The 23,606-nt window shown below is 68.2% G+C and carries 23 protein-coding genes; 8 read left to right on the forward strand and 15 right to left on the reverse strand.

Annotation, left to right across the window (positions count from 1 at the left end):
* Window position 1 precedes the first annotated feature (1 nt).
* The 3 genes from ILT43_RS12270 to ILT43_RS12280 are packed head-to-tail and all read right to left on the reverse strand — an operon-like array spanning window position 2 to window position 1,810.
* Entirely contained in the window at window positions 2–541 is a 540-nt protein-coding gene (locus ILT43_RS12270) for an LptA/OstA family protein (protein WP_204199249.1), read from the reverse strand.
* A 5-nt stretch (window positions 542–546) separates the two neighbouring features.
* The gene (gene lptC, locus ILT43_RS12275) at window positions 547–1,197 is read right to left on the reverse strand and encodes an LPS export ABC transporter periplasmic protein LptC (protein ID WP_204199250.1); all 651 of its coding nucleotides are present in this window, start codon (window positions 1,195–1,197) and stop codon (window positions 547–549) included.
* Complete coding sequence (locus tag ILT43_RS12280; RefSeq protein WP_204199251.1) at window positions 1,190–1,810, reverse strand: ribonuclease D; 621 nt, start codon at window positions 1,808–1,810, stop codon at window positions 1,190–1,192. The genes lptC and ILT43_RS12280 overlap by 8 nt, the downstream gene beginning before the upstream one ends.
* 245 nt (window positions 1,811–2,055) lie before the next feature.
* On the opposite strand from ILT43_RS12280, the gene ILT43_RS19695 reads away from it, so the two are divergent.
* The gene (locus ILT43_RS19695) at window positions 2,056–2,940 is read left to right on the forward strand and encodes a cold-shock protein (protein WP_275431443.1); all 885 of its coding nucleotides are present in this window, start codon (window positions 2,056–2,058) and stop codon (window positions 2,938–2,940) included.
* An 892-nt stretch (window positions 2,941–3,832) separates the two neighbouring features.
* On the opposite strand, the gene ILT43_RS12295 is transcribed toward ILT43_RS19695, so the two are convergent.
* Window positions 3,833–4,468, reverse strand: a complete 636-nt coding sequence (locus tag ILT43_RS12295) for a DedA family protein (RefSeq protein WP_204199252.1) — start codon at window positions 4,466–4,468, stop codon at window positions 3,833–3,835.
* Window positions 4,469–4,540: 72 nt separating this feature from the next.
* Between ILT43_RS12295 and ILT43_RS12300 the strand changes: the two genes are divergently transcribed.
* Window positions 4,541–5,353, forward strand: a complete 813-nt coding sequence (locus ILT43_RS12300) for an aldo/keto reductase (RefSeq protein ID WP_204199253.1) — start codon at window positions 4,541–4,543, stop codon at window positions 5,351–5,353.
* A gap of 89 nt (window positions 5,354–5,442) precedes the next feature.
* Here ILT43_RS12300 and ILT43_RS12305 read toward each other — a convergent pair whose 3' ends face one another.
* The gene (locus ILT43_RS12305; protein WP_204199254.1) at window positions 5,443–6,828 is read right to left on the reverse strand and encodes a UdgX family uracil-DNA binding protein; all 1,386 of its coding nucleotides are present in this window, start codon (window positions 6,826–6,828) and stop codon (window positions 5,443–5,445) included.
* A gap of 49 nt (window positions 6,829–6,877) precedes the next feature.
* Between ILT43_RS12305 and ILT43_RS12310 the strand changes: the two genes are divergently transcribed.
* On the forward strand, window positions 6,878–8,299 hold the full coding sequence (locus tag ILT43_RS12310; protein WP_204199255.1) for a glycosyltransferase family protein: 1,422 nt from the start codon (window positions 6,878–6,880) through the stop codon (window positions 8,297–8,299).
* On the opposite strand, the gene ILT43_RS12315 is transcribed toward ILT43_RS12310, so the two are convergent.
* A complete protein-coding gene (locus tag ILT43_RS12315; RefSeq protein ID WP_204199256.1) occupies window positions 8,247–9,494 on the reverse strand; it encodes a putative DNA modification/repair radical SAM protein in 1,248 nt (415 codons plus the stop codon). The two genes, ILT43_RS12310 and ILT43_RS12315, sit on opposite strands and share 53 nt — an antisense overlap.
* A 112-nt stretch (window positions 9,495–9,606) precedes the next feature.
* Window positions 9,607–9,891 carry a CsbD family protein gene (locus ILT43_RS12320; RefSeq protein WP_204199257.1) on the reverse strand — a complete coding sequence of 95 codons (285 nt, stop codon included), beginning with the start codon at window positions 9,889–9,891 and terminating at the stop codon, window positions 9,607–9,609.
* A gap of 139 nt (window positions 9,892–10,030) precedes the next feature.
* Here ILT43_RS12320 and ILT43_RS12325 point away from each other — a divergent pair, with 139 nt between their 5' ends.
* Window positions 10,031–10,783: a porin family protein gene (locus tag ILT43_RS12325; RefSeq protein ID WP_204199258.1), complete on the forward strand. Its 753-nt coding sequence runs from the start codon at window positions 10,031–10,033 to the stop codon at window positions 10,781–10,783.
* A 152-nt stretch (window positions 10,784–10,935) separates the two neighbouring features.
* Here the strand turns inward: ILT43_RS12325 and ILT43_RS12330 are convergent, their stop codons facing one another.
* From ILT43_RS12330 to ILT43_RS12345, 4 genes are all read right to left on the reverse strand, one after another.
* Window positions 10,936–14,322, reverse strand: a complete 3,387-nt coding sequence (locus tag ILT43_RS12330; protein WP_204199259.1) for a chromosome segregation SMC family protein — start codon at window positions 14,320–14,322, stop codon at window positions 10,936–10,938.
* A 140-nt stretch (window positions 14,323–14,462) separates the two neighbouring features.
* A complete protein-coding gene (locus ILT43_RS12335; RefSeq protein WP_204199260.1) occupies window positions 14,463–15,188 on the reverse strand; it encodes a thioredoxin domain-containing protein in 726 nt (241 codons plus the stop codon).
* A 9-nt stretch (window positions 15,189–15,197) separates the two neighbouring features.
* Window positions 15,198–15,860 (reverse strand): thioredoxin domain-containing protein, encoded by a 663-nt coding sequence (locus ILT43_RS12340; RefSeq protein ID WP_204199261.1) that lies wholly within the window; start codon window positions 15,858–15,860, stop codon window positions 15,198–15,200.
* Window positions 15,860–16,375: a DUF721 domain-containing protein gene (locus ILT43_RS12345; RefSeq protein WP_204199262.1), complete on the reverse strand. Its 516-nt coding sequence runs from the start codon at window positions 16,373–16,375 to the stop codon at window positions 15,860–15,862. The genes ILT43_RS12340 and ILT43_RS12345 overlap by 1 nt, the downstream gene beginning before the upstream one ends.
* Window positions 16,376–16,401: 26 nt before the next feature.
* Here ILT43_RS12345 and ILT43_RS12350 point away from each other — a divergent pair, with 26 nt between their 5' ends.
* Genes ILT43_RS12350 through nudC form a run of 3 tightly spaced genes read left to right on the forward strand, consistent with a single transcriptional unit; the run spans window position 16,402 to window position 19,657 of the window.
* The gene (locus ILT43_RS12350) at window positions 16,402–17,466 is read left to right on the forward strand and encodes an NUDIX domain-containing protein (RefSeq protein ID WP_204199263.1); all 1,065 of its coding nucleotides are present in this window, start codon (window positions 16,402–16,404) and stop codon (window positions 17,464–17,466) included.
* The gene (locus tag ILT43_RS12355) at window positions 17,463–18,773 is read left to right on the forward strand and encodes a serine hydrolase domain-containing protein (protein ID WP_204199264.1); all 1,311 of its coding nucleotides are present in this window, start codon (window positions 17,463–17,465) and stop codon (window positions 18,771–18,773) included. Before ILT43_RS12350 ends, ILT43_RS12355 begins: the two co-directional genes overlap by 4 nt.
* Window positions 18,774–18,784: 11 nt before the next feature.
* Window positions 18,785–19,657, forward strand: coding sequence for an NAD(+) diphosphatase (gene nudC / locus ILT43_RS12360; RefSeq protein WP_239474719.1), 873 nt, complete (start codon window positions 18,785–18,787; stop codon window positions 19,655–19,657).
* Window positions 19,658–19,778: 121 nt separating this feature from the next.
* Here nudC and ILT43_RS12365 read toward each other — a convergent pair whose 3' ends face one another.
* Window positions 19,779–20,075: a hypothetical protein gene (locus ILT43_RS12365; protein WP_204199266.1), complete on the reverse strand. Its 297-nt coding sequence runs from the start codon at window positions 20,073–20,075 to the stop codon at window positions 19,779–19,781.
* A gap of 84 nt (window positions 20,076–20,159) precedes the next feature.
* Complete coding sequence (locus tag ILT43_RS12370; protein ID WP_204199267.1) at window positions 20,160–21,050, reverse strand: prephenate dehydratase; 891 nt, start codon at window positions 21,048–21,050, stop codon at window positions 20,160–20,162.
* A gap of 99 nt (window positions 21,051–21,149) precedes the next feature.
* Between ILT43_RS12370 and ILT43_RS12375 the strand changes: the two genes are divergently transcribed.
* The gene (locus ILT43_RS12375; RefSeq protein WP_204199268.1) at window positions 21,150–21,857 is read left to right on the forward strand and encodes a c-type cytochrome; all 708 of its coding nucleotides are present in this window, start codon (window positions 21,150–21,152) and stop codon (window positions 21,855–21,857) included.
* 169 nt (window positions 21,858–22,026) lie between these two features.
* Here the strand turns inward: ILT43_RS12375 and ILT43_RS12380 are convergent, their stop codons facing one another.
* Together ILT43_RS12380 and ILT43_RS12385 are read right to left on the reverse strand one after the other, a co-directional pair.
* Window positions 22,027–22,914, reverse strand: a complete 888-nt coding sequence (locus ILT43_RS12380) for an LOG family protein (RefSeq protein WP_204199269.1) — start codon at window positions 22,912–22,914, stop codon at window positions 22,027–22,029.
* Window positions 22,915–22,923: 9 nt separating this feature from the next.
* Complete coding sequence (locus ILT43_RS12385; RefSeq protein WP_204199270.1) at window positions 22,924–23,562, reverse strand: extensin family protein; 639 nt, start codon at window positions 23,560–23,562, stop codon at window positions 22,924–22,926.
* Window positions 23,563–23,606 lie beyond the last annotated feature (44 nt).

The raw sequence follows: 23,606 nt of genomic DNA on the forward strand, positions 1-23,606 counted from the left end.
ATCAATTGCGGTTGGGGACGGAGAAGGTGCCCGTCACGCGACCGCCGCGCTGCTGCGTCGTCCCGGTTCCGGGCGCGCCGCTGCTGCCGCCCACCGACGATCCGTCCACCACCGCGCGTCCGGTGTCGAGGTTGATGGTCAGGCGACCGCCGTTGACGGTGTTCGTCCCCTGCGTCAGCGTCACCGCGCCCAGCATCGTGATGACGCGGCGGTTGAGGTCGTAGATCGCATACTGGCTCTTGGCGGTCTGGTCCGGTCGCCGCACCGTCACGCCGCCGGCCGCATCGAGGCGCGAGACCTGCGGACTCCCGCCGACAACCTGTCCCGTATAGGCGACCGTCATCCGCGCCGCGTTCAGCGTCATCTCCGCCTGCTTCACCGACACGTTGCCGGACAGCACGGCGCGATTCGCCTTGTCCTGCAACTCGATATGGTCCGCCCCGAAATCGATCGGCGCGTTGGTGTTGTGCCGCTGCTGCGCGCCCGCCGGGGGGACGATCAGCGACGACGACAGGATCAGGAGCGGAAGCAGGGCGCGCATCGACGCTATCTCGCCCCTCTCGGCACGATCCGCAAGCGCGCGTTGCCGTCGATCGTCACGGTCCGGTTTTCGAGGTCCGCGCGCATCGTGTCGCCGCGGAACGTCCCCTGCGGCACAGTCCCGCTGACGCCGCCCTGACTCTGCATCTGCCGGTTCTTCAGGTTCAGCGTCGCGTCGCGCGTATCGAGCGCGTAGCCGCCCGCCGCGCGCATCGCGATCGGCCCGTCCAGCTTCACGGTTTCCGTATCCATGTCGTAGCGGCCGGTGTTTGCCACGACCTGCGCCGGGCCGTCGGTCAACTGGATACCGGCCTTCAATTGGTTCAACCGCACGATCGGTTCGGCGGAGCTTTTCTGGATCGCAGAGCCGGCGGTCAGCTGGAACGGCTGCCCCTTCGTGTCCTGTCCGCTATAGCGCGCGGCCTGAATCTTCAGCCGCTCGGTCGCGACCTCCACCTTGTTCTTGTCGAGCACGAACGACACGTCGCCGGTCGCGGTCAGCGGCGCCATCACCAGAAACGCGGCCAGCACCCCGATCGACATCGGCAACCCGACGCGTGCGATCGTCACCAGCCGGTCGTGGCTGCTGCCCGGCGCGGCCCAGATCTCGCGCGCGGTGCGCTCCCGGCGGACCGGCTGGGGCAGGGGATCAGGCATGCGCGAAGATGTCCTGCTCCGGCCAGCCGGCCAGATCGAGTTCCGCACGCATCGGCAGGAAGTCGAAACACGCCTGCGCCAGCGTCATCCGCCCCTCGCGCACCAGCCGCTTCTCCAGCTCGGCGCGGAGCCGGTGCAGATAGCGCACGTCGGACGCGGCATATTCCTTTTGCGCGTCCGACAGTTCCGGTCCGCCCCAGTCGGAGGATTGCTGCTGCTTCGACAGTTCCTGCCCCAGCAATTCGCGCACCAGCTCCTTCAGGCCGTGGCGGTCGGTGTAGGTCCGGATCAGCCGCGACGCGATCTTCGTGTCCCAGGCCGGCCCCGCGACGATACCGAGATAGTGGCGGAGCGCGGCGATATCGAACCGACCGAAATGATAGAGTTTCACCTTACCGGTATCCGCCAGCAACGCCTTGAGATTGGGGGCGGCGTAATCGCTGTTCGGGCCGAAGCGAACCAGATGCTCGTCGGGGCCACCGTCCGACAATTGCACCACGCACAGGCGGTCGCGCGGCGTGATCAGTCCCATCGTCTCGGTATCGACGGCGATGCTGCCGGCATCGGCGAACAGGCCGGCGGGAATGTCTTCTTCGTGGAAATGAACGGTCATATCGATGCCGTAGCGGCTGGGGGATGAACGCTCAATGGGCCGCGACGTCGGCATGTGGGCCACATAACGCAAGTATACGCGTTCCCCGGCCTCGAAATTGACGATTTTGTTCGCAGGCGTCGCGCGAATCGGTTATGCCGCGAAGTGGGCGCAATAGGTTTCGCGCTCTAAGGCCCCTCGTTCGTCGTCCGGCGCTCGGGTTCTTGAGGATGCATACGGGCGAACCGGGAAGACGAACAGGGCTTATGGGTTTCGATAAAGGCGGCCGCGGCAATCGCGGCGGGCGTGGACGCGACAAGCGCGACGGTTTTGGTGGCGGCGGCGAGGAATTCGGCGGCGGCAGCAGCTTCGGCGGCGGTGATCGCGGCGGCTTCGGCGGCGGTGGCTTCGGTGGCGGCAGCAGCTTCGGCGGCGGCAGCAGCTTCGGCGGCGGAGGCGGCGGTGATCGTGGCGGCTTCGGCGGCGGCGGCGGCGGTGGTTTCCGCGGCGGCGGCGGCGGTGGCGGCTTCGGCGGTGGCGGCGGCGGTGGTGGTGGCCGCGGCATGCCCCCGCAGGTCGTCGGCGAGGGCACCGGCGTGGTCAAGTTCTTCAACGGACAGAAGGGCTTCGGCTTCGTCGTTCGCGATGACGGCGGCGAGGACGTGTTCGTTCACATCTCCGCCGTGGAGCAGGCCGGCCTGAGCGGTCTGGCAGAGGGTCAGCCGCTCGGCTTCACCCTGGTCGACCGCGGTGGCCGCATTTCGGCGACCGAGCTGAAGATCGAGGGCGAGCCGATGCCCGTCACCGATCGTGCGCCTCCGCGCGAGCCGCGCGAAGGTGGCTTCGGCGACCGTGGCCCGCGTCCGGGCGGCGATCGTGGCGGCTTCGGCGGTGCAGGCGGCGACCGCGGCGGTGCGCCGCAGCGTCAGCTGACCGGCGAGAAGGCGACGGGTACCGTCAAGTTCTTCAACGCGATGAAGGGCTTCGGCTTCATCCAGCGCGACGACGGACAGCCCGATGCGTTCGTCCACATCTCGGCCGTCGAGCGTGCCGGCATGTCGAGCCTGAACGAGGGCGACCGCCTTCAGTTCGAGATCGAGGTCGACCGTCGCGGCAAGTATGCCGCCGTCAATCTGGCGCAGGGCAGCTGATCGCAATCTCCTGATTGCGGCCTGTTGGGCCTGAACGATACGGCCCGTCCGGCATTCGCCGGGCGGGCCGTTCGTGCGTTTGGGGGTGGAGCAGGGGATCGCTGCGCCACCGGGTTCTCGATTCGGCTCGCATGTCGAGTTGCGACGAACTCACGTCCTTCGTGCAGGATTCGTCCGGGCATGCACCGAACGGGGCGACCAGACCGCGCTGGTTCGTTGGAACAGTTGATCCCGGGACTGGCCCGTATGACGGAATGGCAGTGACGGCGGTGTCGAGTATCATGCCCGCACAGGTGGCCATCAAGGACGAATCAACGGCAATCCCGGCGCGAAATCTCGCCGTGGCTATCGTGATACGTTGTCCGTTTTGGCCTCGGCCGCACCACCCACAGATTATGGCTTTTCCGTCCGGTCAGCGCCGGGACAAGCCTGAAAGACGGAAGCCCTCACGACCCACGTCGAATCGACATTCACGCGACGTGGCTCGCCCGACCCGCCTCCTCACTCCAGCCGCGTCACCCCAAACGTGTTGGGTACTTACCCCTTCGAACAGGGAGAGGAGCGAGCGCGAAATCCCATTTTCTCCTTGAAGCCGGGAGCCCAATACTGGGTCCCCGCCTTTGCGGCGCCACAGGATCGGTATCGGTCTCAAGGGGATAATTAGCGACGTGTTGCGGGGGGGCGCGGTCCAGCAAACGCTATCCGCTCAGCCTCCTGGTGGCACGCTTGCCGACGGAACGGAGCGAGTCGGTAGCTATTCCCTTCAGATGTAAACTGGTCATGTGCTCCCGAGAAGTCCGCGTCCCTGCTCGAACGCGACCAGTACCGAACCAGTCCGGATTGACGACGTACCTGCCGCGGCCGCCGTACCCGACCGCCTGAAGCAACCCCGTTAGGACTGGTTCTTCCGAATGCCCCGCACCCGATGCCACACATACAGCGCGACCAGCGCTACCAGCACCAGCCCGATCGCAAGGTCCGCCTGATGGAAGGCGGCCTTCAGGCGCGGATCGCTGTTCCACTGGTCGCCCAGCTTCATGCCGACCCACGCGAGAAAGAAACAGAACGGCCACGAGCCGACGAACGTATAGATATGGAATGGCAGCAGCTTCATTCGCGCGACGCCCGCGGGAAACGCGATGAAGGTGCGGATCACCGGCAGCAGCCGTCCGATCAGCACTGCGGCGGAGCCCCATTTCGCAAAGAAGCGGTCGGCGGCATCCAATTCGTCATGCCCGATCAGGATGTACCGGCCCCAGCGCTCCGCCAGCGGCCGGCCGCCGCGCTTGCCCACCTCATAGGCGACGATCGAGCCGATATTGCATCCGATCGCGCCGGCGGTCGCCGCCCAGAACAGGTCGAACCGACCGGTCGACACGAGGTATCCCGCAAACGGCATCACGATTTCGGAGGGGAGCGGGATGCATGCGCTCTCGATCGCCATCAGCGCGGCGATGCCGATATAGCCTCCGCTGGAAATCACCCAGATAACGAAAGCGGCCAGCGCGCCCAGGATCTTCTCGAACATGCCGTCGCGCTAGGGCGTCGGGGCGCGTCAGGTCAATCGGAACCGCCCGCGTTCGGCACGGGTTGAGCCGGCATGACCAATCTGACGCTCAACGACGGCCGCATCATGCCCCAACTCGGCATGGGAACGTGGCAGATTCCCGACCCACAGGCCGCGCTGGTCGTGCGCAAGGGTTTCGATCTCGGTTTTCGCCTCGTCGACACGGCAGCGATCTACGGCAACGAACGCGGTGTCGGTGACGGGATCAAGGGCGAGACGGGGCCGGACGGCGATGTGTGGATCACCACCAAATTGTGGAACGACCGCCACGGCGACGCGACGGCCGCGTTGGACGAGAGCCTGTCGCTGCTGGGCATCGATGCGGTCGATCTGTACCTGATCCACTGGCCCGTCCCCCGCGAGGACGACTATGTCGCGGCATGGCAGGCGCTGATCGCCCTGCGTGAGGCGGGCAAGGCACGTTCGATCGGCGTATCGAATTTCCTGCCGGAGCATCTGGAGCGGCTCGCGTCCGAAACCGGCGTCGTCCCCGCGGTCAATCAGATCGAGCTTCATCCGCGTTTTCAGCAGCGCGAGGCGCGGGAATACCACGCGGAACACGGCATCGTGACGCAAAGCTGGAGCCCGATCGGGCAGGGCAAGGACCTGCTGACGGACCCGGCGATCACCGCGATCGCAGACAGGCATAGCCGGTCGGCCGCGCAGGTGGTTCTCGCCTGGCATCTGGCCAAGGGGTTCTCGGTGATCCCCAAGGCGTCCAGCCCCGATCACCTGAGCGACAACCTCGCCGCCGCCGACCTGACGCTTGACGACGACGACATCGCCGCGATCGACGCGATGGACACGGAGGACGGCCGACTAGGCCCCGATCCACGCGAGATGTGAGTGTGTTGCTCCCCTCTCCTGCTGGGAGAGGGAGGGTCTTGCACTTCCAAGTGCAATAGGGTGGGTGGCTGAATTGCGGCCGATGACGCTTAACCCAACACCGCGCCCGCCAGCTTCAAATCCTCCACGAACCGACCGAACTCCTCCTCTGCCTGCGCGGGATCCGGCAGGCGCAGCAGATAGCTCGGATGCACCGTGATCCACGCCGCGCCTCCATCCGGCAGGCGCAGTTTGCGGCCACGTTCACGACCGATCGTCATCGTCTTGCCGAACAGCGACCGCGCCGCCGTCGCGCCGAGCGCCACCGTCACCTGCGGCTTCACGAGCATCTGTTCCTGCTCGATCCACCAGCGGCAGGCATCGATCTCGCCCGTGCCGGGTTTGGAGTGGATGCGCCGCTTGCCGCGCTGTTCGAATTTGAAATGCTTGACCGCATTGGTGACGTAGGTGCGGCTGCGATCGATCCCCGCCGCCGCCAATGCGCGGTCGAACACCTGTCCCGCCGGACCGACGAAGGGCTTGCCTGCCAGATCCTCCTGATCGCCGGGCTGTTCGCCCACGAACATCAGCGGTGCGTCGACCGGTCCCTCGCCGAACACGGTCTGTGTCGCGGGCTTGTAGAGCGGACAGCGGGTGCAGCCTGCGGCTTCCTCGCGCAGCGCCTGCCACGCCGCCATGCTGTTACCGCCGATATCCTGCCGCGCCGTCTCGATCATCTTCGCCTCCCGCGCCTGTGCGCCCGCGATCAGTTGTGGGACCAACTGAGTTTCGGGCATGTTCTTCCAGTATTTGCGCGGCATCTCACGCAGCATCGCGCCAACCTTGACACGCGCCGGGTTGAAGATGCTGGCGTAATAGGTCTTCCAGACATCCTCGATCGGATCGCCCTCGGGCGCATCGGCCTTGCTCGCGCCCGGACCCTCCTGCAACGTCTTGCCATCCCAATGCAGCGAAACCTCCGGAGTCAGGATCGACCAGCGCATGCTGGCGAAGCGATTGACGAAGAACGCGGCATTGGCGCGGACGATGTGGTGGTCCGGTTCGAACCACGCGACGAAGCGCGTGCCGTCCGCATCCTCGACTTCGCGAAAGCGCAGAAAGGCTCGCATCTTGTGGATGTCGCGGCGGACATCCTTGGCGATGCGGTCGAGCCGCCGCACCAGCGGGTCGGCACGATCCTCGACCAGCTTGGGCTCCGTCCGCAGTCGCGCGAGCAGCGTATAGAGCAGCGCGAATCGCTCCGGTTCGGACGACAGGACGACACTGCGCGCGAGATCGATAAAGGCCCGCGGCACCGAGAAGCCGGACGACGCCGGCACGGCTCGCGCTTCCGCCTCGCCCGCGAACAGGTCCGTCGCCACGTCGCCGACCTGCCACACGACATCGTCGGGCGGCACCTGCTCGGCCGCAAGCCCCCGTGCCGCATTGCGCCAGCCGTCGAAATCGTCCGGCTGGTCCAATGTCACCACGCGCATCCGCCGCTCCTTAAACGCTTTGCAAGTCGTGGCTTCTACGAGGGTCGCGATGACAACGCGTTCTGCCCGATCCTGCTGGTTGACCAACGCATTGGCGGCGTTGCTGTTGCTCGCCGCGGCCTATGGCGTCTTTTCGACGCCGGCGCTGGTCGAACGCTGGGGGACATCGCCGGTCGGAATCGTCCTGACGCTCGTTTGGGCCGGGCTTGCCTGCCGCATCCTCGCCGGCGCCGTACGACCACCGTCCCGTGCGGAATGGGCAGGATTGGCCGTCGCCGCCGCGGCGTTGCGAATCGGCAGCGCGCTGCTCGCCGCGAACCGCGTGTCGCCGGGCGACTCCGCCATCTACGTGGAGCTTGCGCAGAATGGGCTCGCCGGGCGCGGCCTCGCGATCGACGACCCGTGGCTGGGGATCGCCGTCCGCGCCTTCTACCCGCCTTTGTACCCGCTGCTGCTGGCGGGATGGAGTTGGCTCGCGGGGTTCTCCACCCCGTCGCTGCTGATCCTGTCCACCGCCATCGACCTGCTGACCGCCGCCGCCATCGTGCGGCTTGGCGAGCGGGTCGCCGACCGGCGGATCGGCGTCGCGACGGCAGCGCTTTACCTGATCTGGCCGGCGACCCTGTTCTCTGCGCCCCTCGCGCAGAAAGAGGGGTTGGGTGTGGCACTCGCGGTCCTGCTGGCGCTGGCGTGGTGCATGGCGGGGGAGGGGCGCTGGTGGCGGCGGTCGCTCGCGATCGGCGTGGCGGCGGGGCTGCTCGCCCTGACGCAGCCCGGTTGGGCACCGCTCGCGCTGGCGTTCGGATTGGCGGCGTGGCCGCGGATCGGCTGGCGGCGGATGCTGGCGGTCGGCGCTCCGGCCGCAGGCGTTGCAGCGGCGGTGATGCTGCCGTGGTGGCTGCGTAACGGCGCGCTGTTCGGCGCGTTCGTCCCGTTGACCAGCGTATCCGGGCTGAGCCTGTGGATCGGCAACAATCCCGACGCGACCGGGCGCTGGATGGCCTATCCGGCAATCCTGCACGGCCTGCCGGAGCTGGAGGTCGGCCGCGTAGCCGGCGGTATGGCACGACGCTGGATCATCGCGCATCCGGCCGAATTCGTGCGCCTGACGCTGGCCAAGGCGATCCGTGCATTGGGGTTGGCGCAGAGCGGCGTGTCGCGGCTCAGTGCGATGCGGCCACCGATCGCACCCGTGTACGCCGCTGCGCTGTTGCCGCTCGCCCAGGCCGCACAGACCGCCATGCTGGCGATGACGGCCGCTGTCCTGCGGTTCGAGCGCCGCGTGCCGGTCGCGTTTTTGATCGCCGCGCTGGCGCACATGCTGCTCGTCGACGTGTGGTTCGAGTTCGACGAGCGTCACCGCGATGTCGTGACGCCGTTCCTGCTGCTGACGCTGGTCGCCGGCGCGGCCGCATGGCTCAGGCGGCGAACAGCTCCAGCTGTTGCCGCTTCGGCGCGACCAGCGGCCTGATCTCCGCACGATCGGCGAGCACCACCGGTCGCCAGTCCTCGGCGATGATGAACGGCCGCAGCTTGGCGACCGACACGGTCAACCGCGCGATATCGTCCAGCCGCAACTTCCGCCAGCGCCGGCTGGTGAGGATGCCGTTGACCGCCTTCACGCCCAGCCCCGGCACCCGCAACAGCATTTCGCGGGGCGCGCGGTTCACGTCGACGGGGAAGCGGTCGCGGAACTTCAGCGCCCAGGCCAGCTTCGGATCGATGTCGAGCGGCAGCATGCCCGTCGCATCGTCCGCCGCGGACACGACCTCTGCCGGCGTGAAGTCGTAAAAGCGCATCAGCCAATCCGACTGGTACAAACGATGCTCGCGCATCAGCGGCGGGCGCTGCAATGGCAGCACCGACGACGCATCGGGAATGGGACTGAAGGCCGAGTAATAGACGCGGCGCAGACCGAAGCGATCGTACAGATTCGACGCGCGCGTGACGATATCGCCGTCCGTAGCGGAATCCGCCCCTACGATCATCTGCGTCGACTGGCCGGCCGGCGCAAACTTGGGCGCCGATTTGTACTTCTTGCGCGCATCGCCCGTGTCGGCGATCGATGCCTTCACATCGCGCATCGCACCCTCGATCCGAGCGCCGTCCTTTTCGGGGGCGAGCCGCTTCAGCCCGCCGACGGTCGGAAGTTCGACGTTGATCGATACGCGGTCCGCGTACAGTCCCGCCTGATGCACCAGTTCGGGATCGGCATCCGGAATCGTCTTCAGATGGATGTAGCCGCGGAAATGATGATCCTCGCGCAGCGATCGCGCGACCTCGACCATCTGCTCCATCGTATAGTTGGACGAGCGGATGATCCCCGACGACAGGAACAAGCCCTCGATATAATTACGGCGATAAAAGGCGAGCGTCAGATTGACGACCTCCTGCGCGGTAAAGCGTGCGCGGCGGACGTTGGAGCTCTTGCGATTGATGCAGTAATGACAGTCGAAGATGCAGCTATTCGTCAGCAGGATCTTCAGCAGCGAGATGCAGCGCCCGTCCGGTGCGTAGGCGTGACAAATACCGTGCCCCTCGGTGGAGCCAATACCCTTCCCATCGCGGCTGTTGCGCTTGGCGGTGCCCGACGACGCACAGGATGCGTCATACTTCGCCGCATCGGCCAAAATCTCGAGCTTTTGCTGGGTGTCGAGTTGTGCCATCGCGTTCGACATACGTTCCCGGTGCCCCGGTCACAAGTCGATGCCGCCAAGAACCTTGCGACCGGTAACCCAGGTTGCCGAGCGGGGCGGGAAATCCCGCCCCGTCCGTCACTTAGCGCTTGCCGCGCAGCGTGTTGAGGATGGCGAGCCCCACTACGCCGACCAGCGCCGCGGCGGCATAGGGACGCTCCTTGGCGAAGCTCTTGGCCTTCTCGACCACCGGGCCGGGGTTGGCGATCGCGTCGCGCGCCACGCCTGCCGCCTGCTTCGCCGAACCGACGACCTGATCGGCGACGCCCTCGCTGCGCAGCGAGTCGTTGCCCAGGGCCGCACCCACGCCTTCCTTGACGTTGCCGGTCAGCTTCTGCGTGTCGCCTTCGAAAGTGGTCGCGTTCATGATCGGTCCTTTGTTGGAAATGACGCGCCCTGAACGACCGGCACGCTGGAAAGTGCCGCCCCCGCAACGATCCTCCACGACAAGCCGGCCGGAACATCCCGTCGATCCGTGATTTGGGTCGGGATTCGAAAAGGGGCTGGTGGGAATGTGGAACGCGCGCGCGGCTTTGGCGGCGATGATGATGGTGAGCGGCGCGGCGGTGGCGGGCGGTGCGGATGCACAGACGTTTGTGGATGTCTTTGCCGGTCGAGCGTGGCCGGAGAAAACCGCCGCCACGCTGACCGCCGATGAGGCGCGGATCAACGGTCAGATCGTGCCGGCGGACCTGCGCGTCGAGATCGAGACGCTGCGGCCGACCCGATCCGACATATACGGCGCGCGCGTCGGTCACTGGTTCGGTGCGTTCGGGGTCGCAGTCGACGCCGCCACGCTGGACCCGGACGTCAAGCAGCAGACGATCCGCGCCACCGCGAACCTGCGGCTGGACGAGCGATTGTTTGGGGAGGAGGTCGTGATCGACCCCGGTCGCTCGGTTGCGGTGGATATTCCGCGTCTGACCGTGCCAATGACCGCGACCATCGCCGCACTGGCGATGGTGCGCGTACCCGCCGGCGGGATCGAGCCCTATGCGTTCGCGGGGCCGGCGTATCTCATCACGGACAGCGATATCGGCGGAAACTGGGGCCTGCGCGCGGGCGGCGGTGCGAAGCTGATGCTGACGCGCTGGATCGGCGTGTTCGCGGAATATCGTTACACCCGCGTCGCCGCGGACGCCATCGCCGGACGGATCGGTGGCGAGATCGCGGGCCAGACCGGCACCACCGGCGACATCCGCATCGACCTGAACATCCGCAATCACAGCGCAGTCGGCGGCGTCAGTTTCGCGTTCTGAAAAAAAGGGCAGCCGCGGGATCGCGGCTGCCCCGTAGTTCGGGTGCCGGACACAGGGGGAGGAGGCCCGGCCCGATCCCTCTGGCCGCGGATCATTGCGGTATTATGTCGGTATGGTGCTGCAATGCGGCACATCCGCCTTATTCGGCGACATCATTCCGCGGCGACCAGCGTTTCCGCTGCCTGAAGATCGACCGACACCAGCCGGCTGACGCCGCGTTCGATCATCGTCACGCCGAACAGCCGGTGCATGCGGCTCATCGTCACGGCATTGTGCGTGACGATAAGATAGCGGGTCGCGGTTTCCTGCGTCATCCGGTCGAGCAGGTCGCAAAAGCGTTCGATATTCGCATCGTCCAGCGGCGCGTCGACCTCGTCCAGCACGCAGATCGGGGCCGGATTGGTCAGGAACAGCGCGAAGATCAGCGCCACCGCGGTCAGCGCCTGCTCCCCACCCGACAACAGCGTCAGCGATTGCAGCCGCTTGCCCGGCGGTTGCGCCATGATCTCCAGCCCCGCCTCCAGCGGATCGTCCGAATCGACCAGTTCCAGATGCGCCGCGCCGCCGTCGAACAGGGTAGCGAACAATCGGCGGAAATGGCCGTCCACCGCCTCGAACGCGGCACGCAGGCGCTGGCGACCTTCGCGGTTCAGCGTCTGGATCGACCCGCGCAGGGCCGCCACCGCCTCGCCCAGTTCGGCGCGCTCGGCGGCGATCGTGGTGCTCGACGACTCCACCTCCGCCAGCTCGCGTTCGGCGACGAGGTTCACGGGCCCGATCCGCTCGCGTTCCGCCGACAGCTTCTCATGCGTTCGCGACTCGTCGGCGGGCGAGCGCACCTCGCCGCCGACGAAATTCAGCCGTTCGGGCAGCACCGGCGCCGGGCAGCCGAACCGCTCGCCGGACAGCCGGCCCATCTCGACACGGCGCAGTTCCTGATTCTCGACCCGTGCGACCGCGCCGGCCCGTGCCTCGCGCGCCTGACCCAGCGTCTCCAGCGCCACACGGTGCCGTGCCTCCGCCGCCCGCACCGCGTGTTCCGCGTCGCGCTCGGTAGCGGTCAACGAGTCCAGCGCCGTGCGGGCGGCATCATGCTCCGTCGCAAGTTCGGCGATCCGCACCGCGAGCAGGGCAGGGTGGGGTGCCAGCGCATCGCGCTCCTGCCGAATCGCCTCTTCACGCACCGCCATCGCCGCGATCCGTTTCGCCGCCTCGCCCGCACGCGTCCGCCAGGATTTCACCTCCGCCAGCGCCGCTGCGCGCCGTTCCCGGTCCGCCGCGACGGTGCGATCGAGTCCCAACCGGGCCGCTCGCGCTTCGGCGATCGCCAGCCGCCGCTCCCCCGCCTCCCGCGACAGGGTTTCCGCGCGGGCGGCGCTGGCCGATCCGTCCGGCAACGCCGCCATCGCTGCGGCGGCACGCGCACGTTCCGTCTCCGCCTCGTCGTGTTCACGTCCCAGTCGCGTGGCACGGGTGTCCAGATCGGCGCGCCGCCCGGCCAACCGCTCCGCCTGCGTGGTCGCCGAGTCTTCCGAGCGCTGGGCGTCCCGCACCTCGGTCTCGGCGCGCGCGAGTCTCGCCCGCGCCTCCGCTGCGCTGGTCCGGGCCTCCGCCATCGTCACGTCGATCGCCGCGCGTGCCGCCTCGGCCGTTGCGACCGCCGCCGCCGCTGCCGGTCGGGCCGCGGTCAGGATTGTCAGCCGATTGCGCCGCTCCAGCCGCTCCGCCGTCGCACCGCCAGCCTGCGCGGTGTGGAACCCGTCCCACCGCCGCAGCGCGCCACCGCGCGTGACCAGCCGTTGACCCACCGCGAGCGTTTGTCCGGCATCCGCGTCCACGACGAACACCTGCGCCAGTCGTCGTGCCAGCAGGTCGGGGGCCGCGACATGGTTTGCCAGCACGTCCGCCCCCGCGATCGGCGCAGGATCGCCCGCCTCCACCGCCGCCCCGGCCCATGCCGCGGGTCCGGCCTCCAGATCGTCACCCAGCGCCGCCGCCAGCGCGCGCTCATAACCGGGCCGGGGGGTGCATCGATCGACCAGCCGCTCGGCTCCACCGCGCTTCGTCGTCCGCTCCAATACCGCGATCTCACTGTCGATTGCGGCCAGCTCCGCACGGGCCGTCGCGCGCGTCGCCTCGTCCGCGTCGCGCTTTGCCAAGGCCGTGCGCTCGCTTCCCTCGGCCTTGGCAATCGCTGTCCGCGCCGCGTCTGCCTGGATCAGTGCCCGCGCGCGACGTGCCGCCGCCGCCCGTTCCGCCTCCAGCGGTTCGAGGCGCGGCAACGACCCAAGCGCCCCCGTCACCTCGGCCACCTCGCGGGCCGCCCGATCGAGACGGGTGGTCGCGGCGGCGAGGGCCGCGGCGGCGACGCGGGCTTCGGCCGCTTCGCTTGCACGTGCGCTCATCGCCTGCGCCAGCGCGACCTCCGCATCGCGACCGGCTCGCTCCGCCTCGGCCAGCGCCGCCTCCAGCACCGGCACCTGCGCCGCCGCCGCGACGATCGCCGCGTCGAGGCGCTTGCCCTCGACCGCCAGCGCCTCCAGCGCCGCCGCTGCATCGGTCGCCAACGATCCCTCGCGCGTGCGATCGTCGGCGATCCCCACCAGCGCCGTTTCCAGTTCGGTCAGTCGCCGCGTTGCGCCGGCCGCCTCCGTTTTGAGCGCCGCCAATTCATGTCCCGCCTCGCTGGCACGGTCGCGTGCGACGAGGGCGTCGGCGCGCGCGGTCGCCGATGTCGCCGCCGCTTCGTGCTGAAGTGCCGCGGTCGCCGCTTCGGCATCCGTCGCGGTCTGGACCGCGGCTTCGCAGGCTTCGGCATCGGCCTTGGCTGCGTCCGCCGCCTGCTTGGCATCGCGCCAGCGGGCGTAGATCATCCGTGCCTCCGCCAGCCGGATGCGGTCGGACAGATCGCGATAGCGTTCCGCCGCACGCGCCTGCCGTCGCAACGACGCGACTCGTGCGCCCTGATCGGCGAGCACCTCGTCAAGCCGCGCGAGGTTGGCCTCCGTCGCGCGCAGCCGCATTTCGGCATCGCGGCGACGGACGTGGAGCCCGGCGATGCCCGCCGCCTCCTCCAGCATCTGGCGACGGTCGGCGGGCTTGGCGGCGATCACCGCGCCGATTCGGTTCTGGCTGACGAGCGCCGGGGAATGCGCGCCCGTCGCCGCATCCGCGAACAGCAGTCCGACATCTCGCGCGCGCACGTCGCGTCCGTCGATCCGGTAGGCGGAGCCCGCGCCGCGTTCGATCCGGCGGACCACCTCCGTCTCGGTGTCGTCGGCCCTCTCGATCAGGATCGACACCTCGGCGAAGTCGCGCGGCGGCCGGGTCGCAGTGCCGGCGAAGATCACGTCGTCCATGCCCGCGCCGCGCAGCGACTTCGCGCTGCCCTCGCCCATCGCCCAGCGCAGCGCCTCCAGCAGGTTGGACTTGCCGCAGCCATTGGGACCGACGACGCCGGTCAGCCCCTCGCGGATGACGAGGTCTGCGGGTTCGACGAAGCTCTTGAAGCCGGCCAGCCGCAGCCGCTTGATGCGCATCCGGTGGCCTTTCTCCCGTTGAATTTCTCCTTCGCAAGGGGAGGTGGCGCGGAGCGCCGGAGCGGTGACACCATCAGTGTCGACACCCCTCCGTCAGGCCTTTGGCCTGCCACCTCCCCTTGCAGGGGAGGATCGGGAACTTACGCTCCCGCGGCCTTCAACGCCTTCTCCAGCGAGGCCCAGGTGATGCCGTCGATCTTCTCGCCGTTGATCAACAGCGTTGGCGTGCCCGACACCGTGCCGTCCTGGCCCTTGGTCTGGGTCTGCTTCGTCAGCGCGTCGATCCGGCCCATGTCGGTCAGGCACGCGCGCGCCTTGGCCTCGGGCAGGCCGCGCTGCTTCATGAAATCGATGATGCCCATCTGCTCCGCGAACAGCAGGATCGCCTGCGCGGGTGGCGCGGCCTGAATCCGCTGCTGCACGTCGGCGGGCATCGTCTGCCACTTGCTCGTGAAGGCTTCCTGATTGGCGTACATCTGCTCCAGCACCGGGAAGAAGGTCGCGGTGCCGCCGCACGCGCCCAGCAACGCCGGCGGCAGGTCGGCCGCGCCGTGGATCAGGAATTCGCGGAACTCGAAGCTGACCTTGCCCGACTTGACGTACGTGCCGATCAGCGGCGTGTACGCCTCGTCCGCCAGCCCCTTGCACGCCGGGCACAGCCGCGAGCCGTATTCGACCAGCTTGATCGGTGCGTTCGGGTTGCCGATCACCATGCCCTCGTCGGTTTTCGCGACCGTCTGCGTCCAGTCGCCGCCGTTCGGCGCGGCCTGCGCGGCGACGGGGGCGGCATTGGTGGAATTGCCGCCGCTGCCCTGACCCGAACAGGCCGCCAGTGCGAGGAGCGGAAGAAGGAACGCGAGCTTCATGGGGTACTCCTATTTCGCGCCCTTGGCGCGCAGAACGGGTTCCAGCTTCGCCCAGTCCACATTGGGGACCAGCGTGCCGTCGACATAGAAGGTGGGGGTGCCCTGCACCTCGGCGGGGACCGACGCGTTGAGCCTGGCGACCGAGTCCAGCGCACCCTGCGTCGCGAAACAGGCCGCGACCTGCCGCTCGGTCAGCCCGCTCGCCTTGCCGATCGCGGTCAGCCCCGCGCCATCGGCGATGCGCCGGAACGCGAGCGGCTTCGCCAGCTTGTCCAGCGCCTCGCCATTGCCGCGCAGGAACGTCTCGCCGGTGGCCATCCACGTCTCCTGAGCAGCGAAGATCGCCGCATGCCGCGCCGGGAAGCCCGCCGGCCCGCCGCACCGCGCGATCGTCACCGCCGCCAGGTCGAGCGCGTCGCGCACCAGATGCCGGATCGTCAGGCTGGTGGAGCCGGACCGGACCATCTGGTTCTTCAGCACCGGCGTCGATTCGGCGGTGAAGTGGCCGCAATGCGGGCAGGTGTAGCTGACATATTCGGTCAGCTTCACGCGCGCCGCCGGGTTGCCGATCGTCCACGCGCCGTCCGCACCGGCAGTGACGTTGGTCGACCAGTCACGGGCCGGGACGGCGGCGGCGAGCAACACGAGCGGCAGGACGGCGAACCAGCGCATCACGACACCTTGGGCAGGCCGCGGGTGGCGGCGACGCCCGCAGCGAGGGATTCGAGCACGGCGCGCAGTTCGGGATCGGCGATCGCCTTGATCCCCTCGCCCATCTCCGCGGGCACGGGCTTCAGCGACGGCGGCGCGGCGCGGCGCGGCGCGGGGGCGATCACCTCGCCCTGCCGGATCTGCACGCGCGCGACGGCGGCGTGGCCGAAGAAGCGGTTCACCCGCTCGATGATCTCCGGCACCACATGTTGCAGCATCACCGCATGCGCGCCCTTCACGGTCAGCGTCAGCGTTCCGTCCTGCTTCTTTCCCACCGGAAAGCGGATCGATTCGGGTGCGGACGCGGAGGCCAGCCGTTCGCCGACGATCTCCGGCCAGCGGCTGACGATCGACGACTGGACGAAGCCGAACTTGCGGAACGCGGCCCCGCCGATGTCCGGCAACAGCTCGGACACCGCACGCGACCGGTTCGATCGCACGGGTTCTGGTTTGGGGGCGCGGACGCGCTTGCTCATGCCCGCCGCCATGCCATAGCGATCGGGTGGACGCAAAGCGCAGTTCGATCTCGAAGAACCTCCTGACGTGGTACGACGCGCACCGCCGCGTCCTGCCGTGGCGGGCGTTGCCGGGAGAGGTGCCCGACCCGTACCGCGTCTGGCTGTCGGAGGTGATGCTGCAACAGACCACGGTCGCCGCGGTCCGCCCCCGATTCGCAGCATGGGTGGCGCGCTGGCCCGACTTCGCCAGCCTCGCCGCCGCCGACGACGCCGATGTCATGGCCGCTTGGGCAGGGCTTGGCTATTATGCCCGGGCGCGCAATCTGGTGAAGGCGGCGAAGGCCGTCGTCGCGGATCACGACGGAGCCTTTCCCCGCACCGAGGCGCAACTGCGCACGCTGCCCGGGCTGGGGGCCTACACCGCTGCCGCAGTCGCGGCGATCGCGTTCGGGGAGCGGGCGGTGGTGGTGGACGCCAATGTCGAACGTGTCGTCGCCCGGCTGTTCGCGATCGACACGCCACTGCCCGCCGCCCGCCCCGCGATCCGCGTCGCCGCCGATACGATCACGCCGGACGCTCGCGCCGGCGACTTCGCGCAGGCGATGATGGACCTCGGATCCGGCCTGTGCACCGTGCGTGCGCCGAAATGCCTGCTCTGCCCGTTACGCGAAGACTGCGCCGCCTTCGCGGAAGGACAGCCGGAGCGCTTGCCCCGCAAAGCCGCCAAGCGCGTCCGGCCGCAGAAATACGGCACGATCTTCTGGCTCAGACGCGGCGACACGGTGCGCCTCGTCCGGCGTCCGCCCAAGGGGTTGCTGGGCGGCATGCGCGCGCTGCCGACCGGGCCGTGGGCGACGGAGCCACCCGCGCTCACGGACGCGCCCGCCGCCGCCGACTGGCGCATCCTGCCGGTCACGATTCGCCACGGTTTCACGCACTTCGATCTGGAATTGACGCTGGCGGTCGGCGTCGGGGAAGCGCAGGAAGACGGCGAGTGGTGGCCGATCGCCGATCTGTCGGCGGCGGGCTTGCCGACCCTGTTCGCCAAGGCCGCGGAAGCGGTCATCGAATCAACGGCCGCGGAGGCGGTCATCGGGAGAGACGTATGAAGTCCTGGCTGTTGCTGCCGCTGATCGCCCTTTCGTCCCCGTCGTTGGCGCAGGTCGCGGCACCGCAACCGACGCCGGCACCGATGTCGCCGACGCAACCCTCCGGCCGGACCCTGCTCACGGCGACGCAGGCGCTGTTCGACGGCTATATCCGCGACGACAAGATGCCCGGCATCGTCGCCGCGTTCGGCGTCGGCGATCGTCCACCCGTCTACGTGCAGGCGGGACGCATCGCCGACGAGGAGACCGCCCCCGTCACGGGATCCGATTCGCTGTGGCGCGTCTATTCGATGACCAAGCCGATTACCGGCATGGCCGCGATGCTCCTGATCGAGGAGGGCAAGCTCAAGCTCGACGATCCGGTGTCGAAATACATCCCGGCCTTCGCGAAGATGCGCGTACTGACCAATCCGCAGGCCAGCCTCGACTCGGTGCCCGCGAAGGCGTCGATCACGATCCGCCACCTGCTGACGCACACCGCCGGTTTCAGCTACTCGATCGTCGCAAAGGGGCCGCTGCTCGCCGAGTATGAGCGGCTCGGCCTGCTGCCGCTGGAGGTCAACGGCGCGGCGGAAGCGAAGATGAAGCTCGTCCGGCCGAAAACGCTGGCGGAGTTCGCAAACCGCGTCGCGACCGTGCCGCTGATCGCGGAGCCGGGTACGACGTGGAGCTATTCGGTCGCGCTCGACGTGCTGGCGCGCGTCATCGAGGTGGCGGGCGGCATGCCGTACGACCAGTTCCTCCAGACGCGGTTCTTCACGCCGCTCAAGATGGCGGATACCGGCTTCTTCGTGCCGACCCGCAACCGGGCGCGGCTCGCCACCAACTACACGATCGTCGGGGAACAGCGCGTACCGCTCGATCCCGGCGCGACCTCGATCTACCTGTCGCCGCCCAGCTTCCCGTATGGCGGTGCGGGCCTCGTCTCGTCGGCGCACGACTATGATCGCTTTCTGCACATGATCGCCGCGCGCGGCACGGTCGACGGCGTGCAGGTGATGAAGCCCGAAACGGTGGCGCTCGCGACATCCAATCTCTTGCCACGGGGCGTCTTCTTCGAGGGCGATCAGGGGTACGGGGCGGGCGGATCGGTGCGGCTGACCGACAAGCCCGGCGGCTCGTCGAAGGGCACCTATGCCTGGGGCGGCGCGGCCGGCACGCTGGCCTGGGTCGATCCGGTGCGCAATTTCCGCGCGACGGTGATGGTCAATTACTTCCCCGGCACCGCCTATCCGCTGGCGACCGATATCGGTGGCGCCCTGTTGCAGGACATGCAGCGGCTCCACGGTGGCAATCCGCCGCGGTGAGCGATCGGATGATGACGAAGATGATCGGCTTTACCGGTGGCACGCTCGATCGGGGCGATGCGCTGCGCCACGATGCGATTGGGCTGGCGGCGGCGAAGGCCGATCCGCGCGCGCGACTGCTGGTGCTGGACGGTTACACGCCGGCTTATGACGGCGATCGGCTTGCGTGGACGGCCCTGCCGCAGGACGGTTCCGAACTGGCGCTGCTCGGCCTGGACCGCGACGGCGTACCGCACTTCGCGACGATCACCGGCGAGCGTGCGAAGGGGCGGTCGTTCGACCTGATCGCCGCGCTGCACGACCTCGCGCCCGGCGAAGCGGCGACCTATGCCGGTGCACGATCGCTGCTCGACTGGCATGCGCGCCACGGCTTCTGCGCCAATTGCGGATCGGCGACGGCGCCCTTCCGCGCCGGCTGGGGGCGCGCCTGTTCGGCGTGCGGAACGGAGCATTTTCCGCGCGTCGACCCCGTCGTCATTATGATCGCCGAGCATGACGGTCGAGCCCTGCTGGGACGCCAGCCTGCCTTCCCTCCCGGCCGCTATTCCGCGCTGGCCGGCTTCCTCGAACCCGGCGAATCGGTGGAGGAAGCCGTCGCGCGGGAGATCGGCGAGGAAGCGGGCATCGCCGTCACCGACGTCCGCTACGTCGCCAGCCAGCCCTGGCCATTCCCGTCTTCGCTGATGATCGCCTGCACCGCTCGCGCGCTCGACGACCGCATCACGCTCGACACGAACGAGCTGGAGGACGCGATCTGGGTGTCCCGCGATGAAGTCCGCGCAGTACTCGCCGGGGAGAAGGGACCATTCCGGGCGCCGCCGGCCTACGCCATTGCGCATACGTTGCTGTCGGTGTGGGCCGACGCGACATCCGCCAAGCCCTGAGTCCACGCCCAGCCTCCGTCATTGCGAGCGTAGCTGAGCGATCCAATCCCGCGCTCGCGGCTTCGGATCGCCAGGTCGCGCAGTCTCCCTCACGGACAAACAAGCGGGTGCGTCCGACCCGTCACGCCGTGTCGTACCGGCCTTCCTTGCTCTCGATGCTGATCTGCATCTGCTCCAGCAAGGCGAGCGAGCGGCGCAGGACCGTCTTCGACTCCTTGTTCTCGCTCGCGCTCTCCTCCTTCACCTCGCTCGCGCTCTCGATCGCCTCGATCGCCTGCGCCTTGGTCAGCGCGCCATTGTCGATCAGGCTGTGGATCAGGCTTTCGATCAGCAGCAGCGCTGCCTGACCCTGCGCGTCCGGCTTGGGATTGGCGTCGTGCTGGAACGAGGAATCTTCGGAGGAGTTCGGGTTCGACATGCTCGTCTCTGGTTCGGACCACATTGATAATGCTGGAAGAACACCGAAGTTGCGTGCCCGTCAAGCGATCCGCCGGACGGGTCGTCAGCCGCGTGCGCGCGCCTGACGGTAGGTGCCCAGCACGCGCAGCCATTTGCTGTGGAAGCCCAGTTCCTCGATCGCATGATCAAAGTTGGGATCGCCCGGACGCCCGTCGACATCGGCCATGAACTCGGTCGCCGCGAAGCTGCCGCCGCGCTGATAGCTTTCCAGCTTGGTCATGTTGACGCCATTGGTCGCAAAGCCGCCCATCGCCTTGTACAAAGCGGCGGGGACGTTTCGGACCTCGAAGATCAGCGTCGTCATCCACGGCCCCTCGCCCGTCGCAGGCCGACCGCCGCGCGCCAGCGTCACGAAGCGCGTCATGTTATGGTCGGCATCGGCGATGTCGGTCGCCAGCAACTCCAGCCCGTACAGCGCGGCGGCGGCCGGTGGGGCGAGCGCGGCGACGGTCGGGTCGCCCAGCTCCGCCACCCGCGCCGCCGCACCGGCGGTGTCAGGATAGGCGATCGGCTCGATGCGCCGCGCCTTCAGCCAGTGGCGGCACTGGCCCAGCGCCTGCGGGTGGCTCATCGCCTGACGGATATCGTCGATTGGCCCCAGCGCCATCAGCGCGTGACGGATCGGCAGGAAATGCTCGCCGGTGATGACCAGCCCCGATTCGGGCAGCAGGAAGTGCATGTCGGCGACGCGACCGTGCAGCGAGTTCTCGATCGGGATGACGGCACAATCGGCGCGCCCCTCCTTCACCGCGTCGATCGCATCGGCGAAGTCGAAGCAGGGCAGGGGCAACCCCTCCGGGAACGCCTGCGCGGCGGCGACATGGCTGTTGGCACCGGGTGCGCCCTGAAAGGCGACGGCACGATCGGGCTCGGCGGCGGCGGCGGCGGTCATCGCCGCGACCAGCGCTTCGGCGGGGGCGGCGAAACTCTGCATGGACGCTGGCGTTAGGCCGTCAGGGCGGTCGCGATCAAGCGCCGCTTGCGGTCGACGCTAGGCTTTCCTAAGGACGACCCAAATATTCTGGGGCAAAAGATGGACCTGAAGACCAACACGATCGCGGGCTGGGCGCTGGGCGCGGGCATCGTCGCGCTCGGCTCTGCGATCGTCGGCAACATGCTGTTCGAGGGGCATCGCCCGGAAAAGATGGGTTACGCGATCGAGGGCGTCGAGGAAGCCGGCGGCGGCGAGGCCGCAGCGGTGCCGATCGCGTCGCTGCTGCCGACCGCCGACGCGGCCAAGGGCGCGGAGGTGTTCAAGAAATGCGCCGCCTGCCACACCATCAACCAAGGCGGCGCGAACGGCGTCGGCCCGAACCTCTACGCCACGATGGGCGAGGCGATCGCGCAGGGTAAGGGCGGCTTCGCCTTCTCGGACGCGCTGAAGTCGGTCGGCGGCAATTGGGACTTCGACAAGATGAACGCGTGGCTGACCAGCCCGCGCAAGTTCGCCAACGGCACGAAGATGACGTTCGCCGGTCTCGGCAACGCGCAGGACCGCGCGAACGTGATCCTGTATCTGAACCAGCAGGGTTCGAACCTGCCGTTGCCCGCCGCGCCCGCGGCTGGTGCGGCTGCGCCCGGTGCTGCACCCGCTGAAGGCGACGTTGCGCCCAAGGGCGAGAACGCCGAGGAAGTCGGCGCGCGCGGCAACACCGCGGATATCGGCAACACCGGCACCCCCGCCAGCGGCGCACCGTCGATCGATCCGGAAGCGGCTCGCAAGGGTGCTCGCACGGAATAACCCGCCGCTGCGAACATGACGAAGGCGCGTTCACCGGTCGGTGGGCGCGCCTTCGTCATGTTCGGGGTGGCTCTGTCCTACACGTGGGCAAACGGCTATACGCCTGTGATCCCGCGAAGAAGGGCCGGGATCGGACGGTGTCGAAACGTCGCGTTGGACTAACCTTAGCCTAACCTTCCGCCGCGTCTTCCTGACGCGCGCGCTCCTCGTAGAAGTTGCGGACCACGTCCCATGCCTCTTCGGCGGTTTCGACATAGGTGAAGATCGACAGGTCGCGCTCGGACACGACGCCTTCCTCGACCAGGGCCTCGAAGTTCACGACCTTTTCCCAGAATTCGCGACCGACCAGCAGTACCGGGATCGGCGCGATCTTGCCCGTCTGGATCAGCGTCAGCAGCTCGAACAGCTCGTCGAACGTCCCGAACCCGCCCGGAAATGCCGCCAGCGCGCGGGCATGCAGCAGGAAGTGCATCTTGCGCAGCGCGAAATAGTGGAACTGGAGCGACAGGGCGGGGGTGACATAGGGGTTCGGCGCCTGTTCGTGCGGCAGGACGATGTTCAGCCCGACCGACTCGGCCCCGACGTCGTGCGCGCCGCGATTGGCGGCTTCCATGATCGACGGACCCCCGCCGGAGCATACGACGAAATGCCGCCGCCCCGCTTCGTCGCGCGGCAGCCGACTGGTGATCTGCGCCAGTTCGCGCGCCATGTCGTAATAGCGGCTCTTGTCGACCAGCCGCTCGGCGATCTTCCGGCTCTTGTCGTCGGTCGCCATGTCCAGCATCGCCTGCGCCTTGGCCGGCTCCGGGATGCGCGCCGATCCGTAGAAGACGAAGGTGGAGGCGATCTTCGCCTCCTCGAACAGCAGCTGCGCCTTCAGCAGTTCGAGCTGGAAGCGCACCGGGCGCAGATCCTCCCGCAACAGGAAATCCATGTCCTGGAACGCGAGTTTATAGGCGGGGCTCTGCGTCTGCGGCGTGTGGACGACGGCTTCGGCGCTCTCCGCATCCTGCTTGGCACGGGGGAAGACGCGGGACGGAACGCGGGTATCGGTCATCGCCTGCGATTAGCGGCAGAAGCGCGCGCCGTCATCCTCCAGATGCAGGTGGTTTGCATGCGCTGCGTTATAATCGGGGGATAAAACCGTACCGAACCGGCGGCAGGCGGATGCCCGCATCTGGCGAAGATAGGTGCGCGTGACCTCGTCCGCAGAGTTCCAGTCGCGCAGCACGCTGATCCGCCGTCCGTCCTTCAGCACGAAGCCGCCGACATCCACCGCATTGGCGATGGCATGCCCGGATCGCCGGTCACCGCCACGCGTGGAGCCGACGACGTTGCGGCAGGCATAGGTGCCCATGCCCTCGACGCGCGCCAGTTCCGACCCCAGCATCTGGTATGCGCCGGGTGCGACCGCGTTCCTGATCCAGCCGGCAAAGGCGCGCGCGGTGCCACAGCGCATGGCGGTGATGCCGGTCACGGGCACGCCGATGTCGGTCAACTGCACCGCCCCGAACACGCCGCAACCCTCGCCGTAATCCTTGTCGGGCAACACCCGGAAATCGACGCCGTCGCGTCGCAGGTCTGCGAGACACTGCGCGGTTTCGCGCGCCGGCGGACGTACGGCTTCGCGGGGGCCGCCCGGCCGTTGGGTCCGTCCGCACGCGGAGAGCAGGAACAGTGCGAACAGAACGGTGACGGCCTTCATCCCGACTATCATCGCCGGTCGAGCGGACTGTGTCAGCCCCTTGA

This window comes from Sphingomonas longa (assembly GCF_016892685.1).
Taxonomy (GTDB): Bacteria; Pseudomonadota; Alphaproteobacteria; order Sphingomonadales; family Sphingomonadaceae; genus Sphingomonas; species Sphingomonas longa.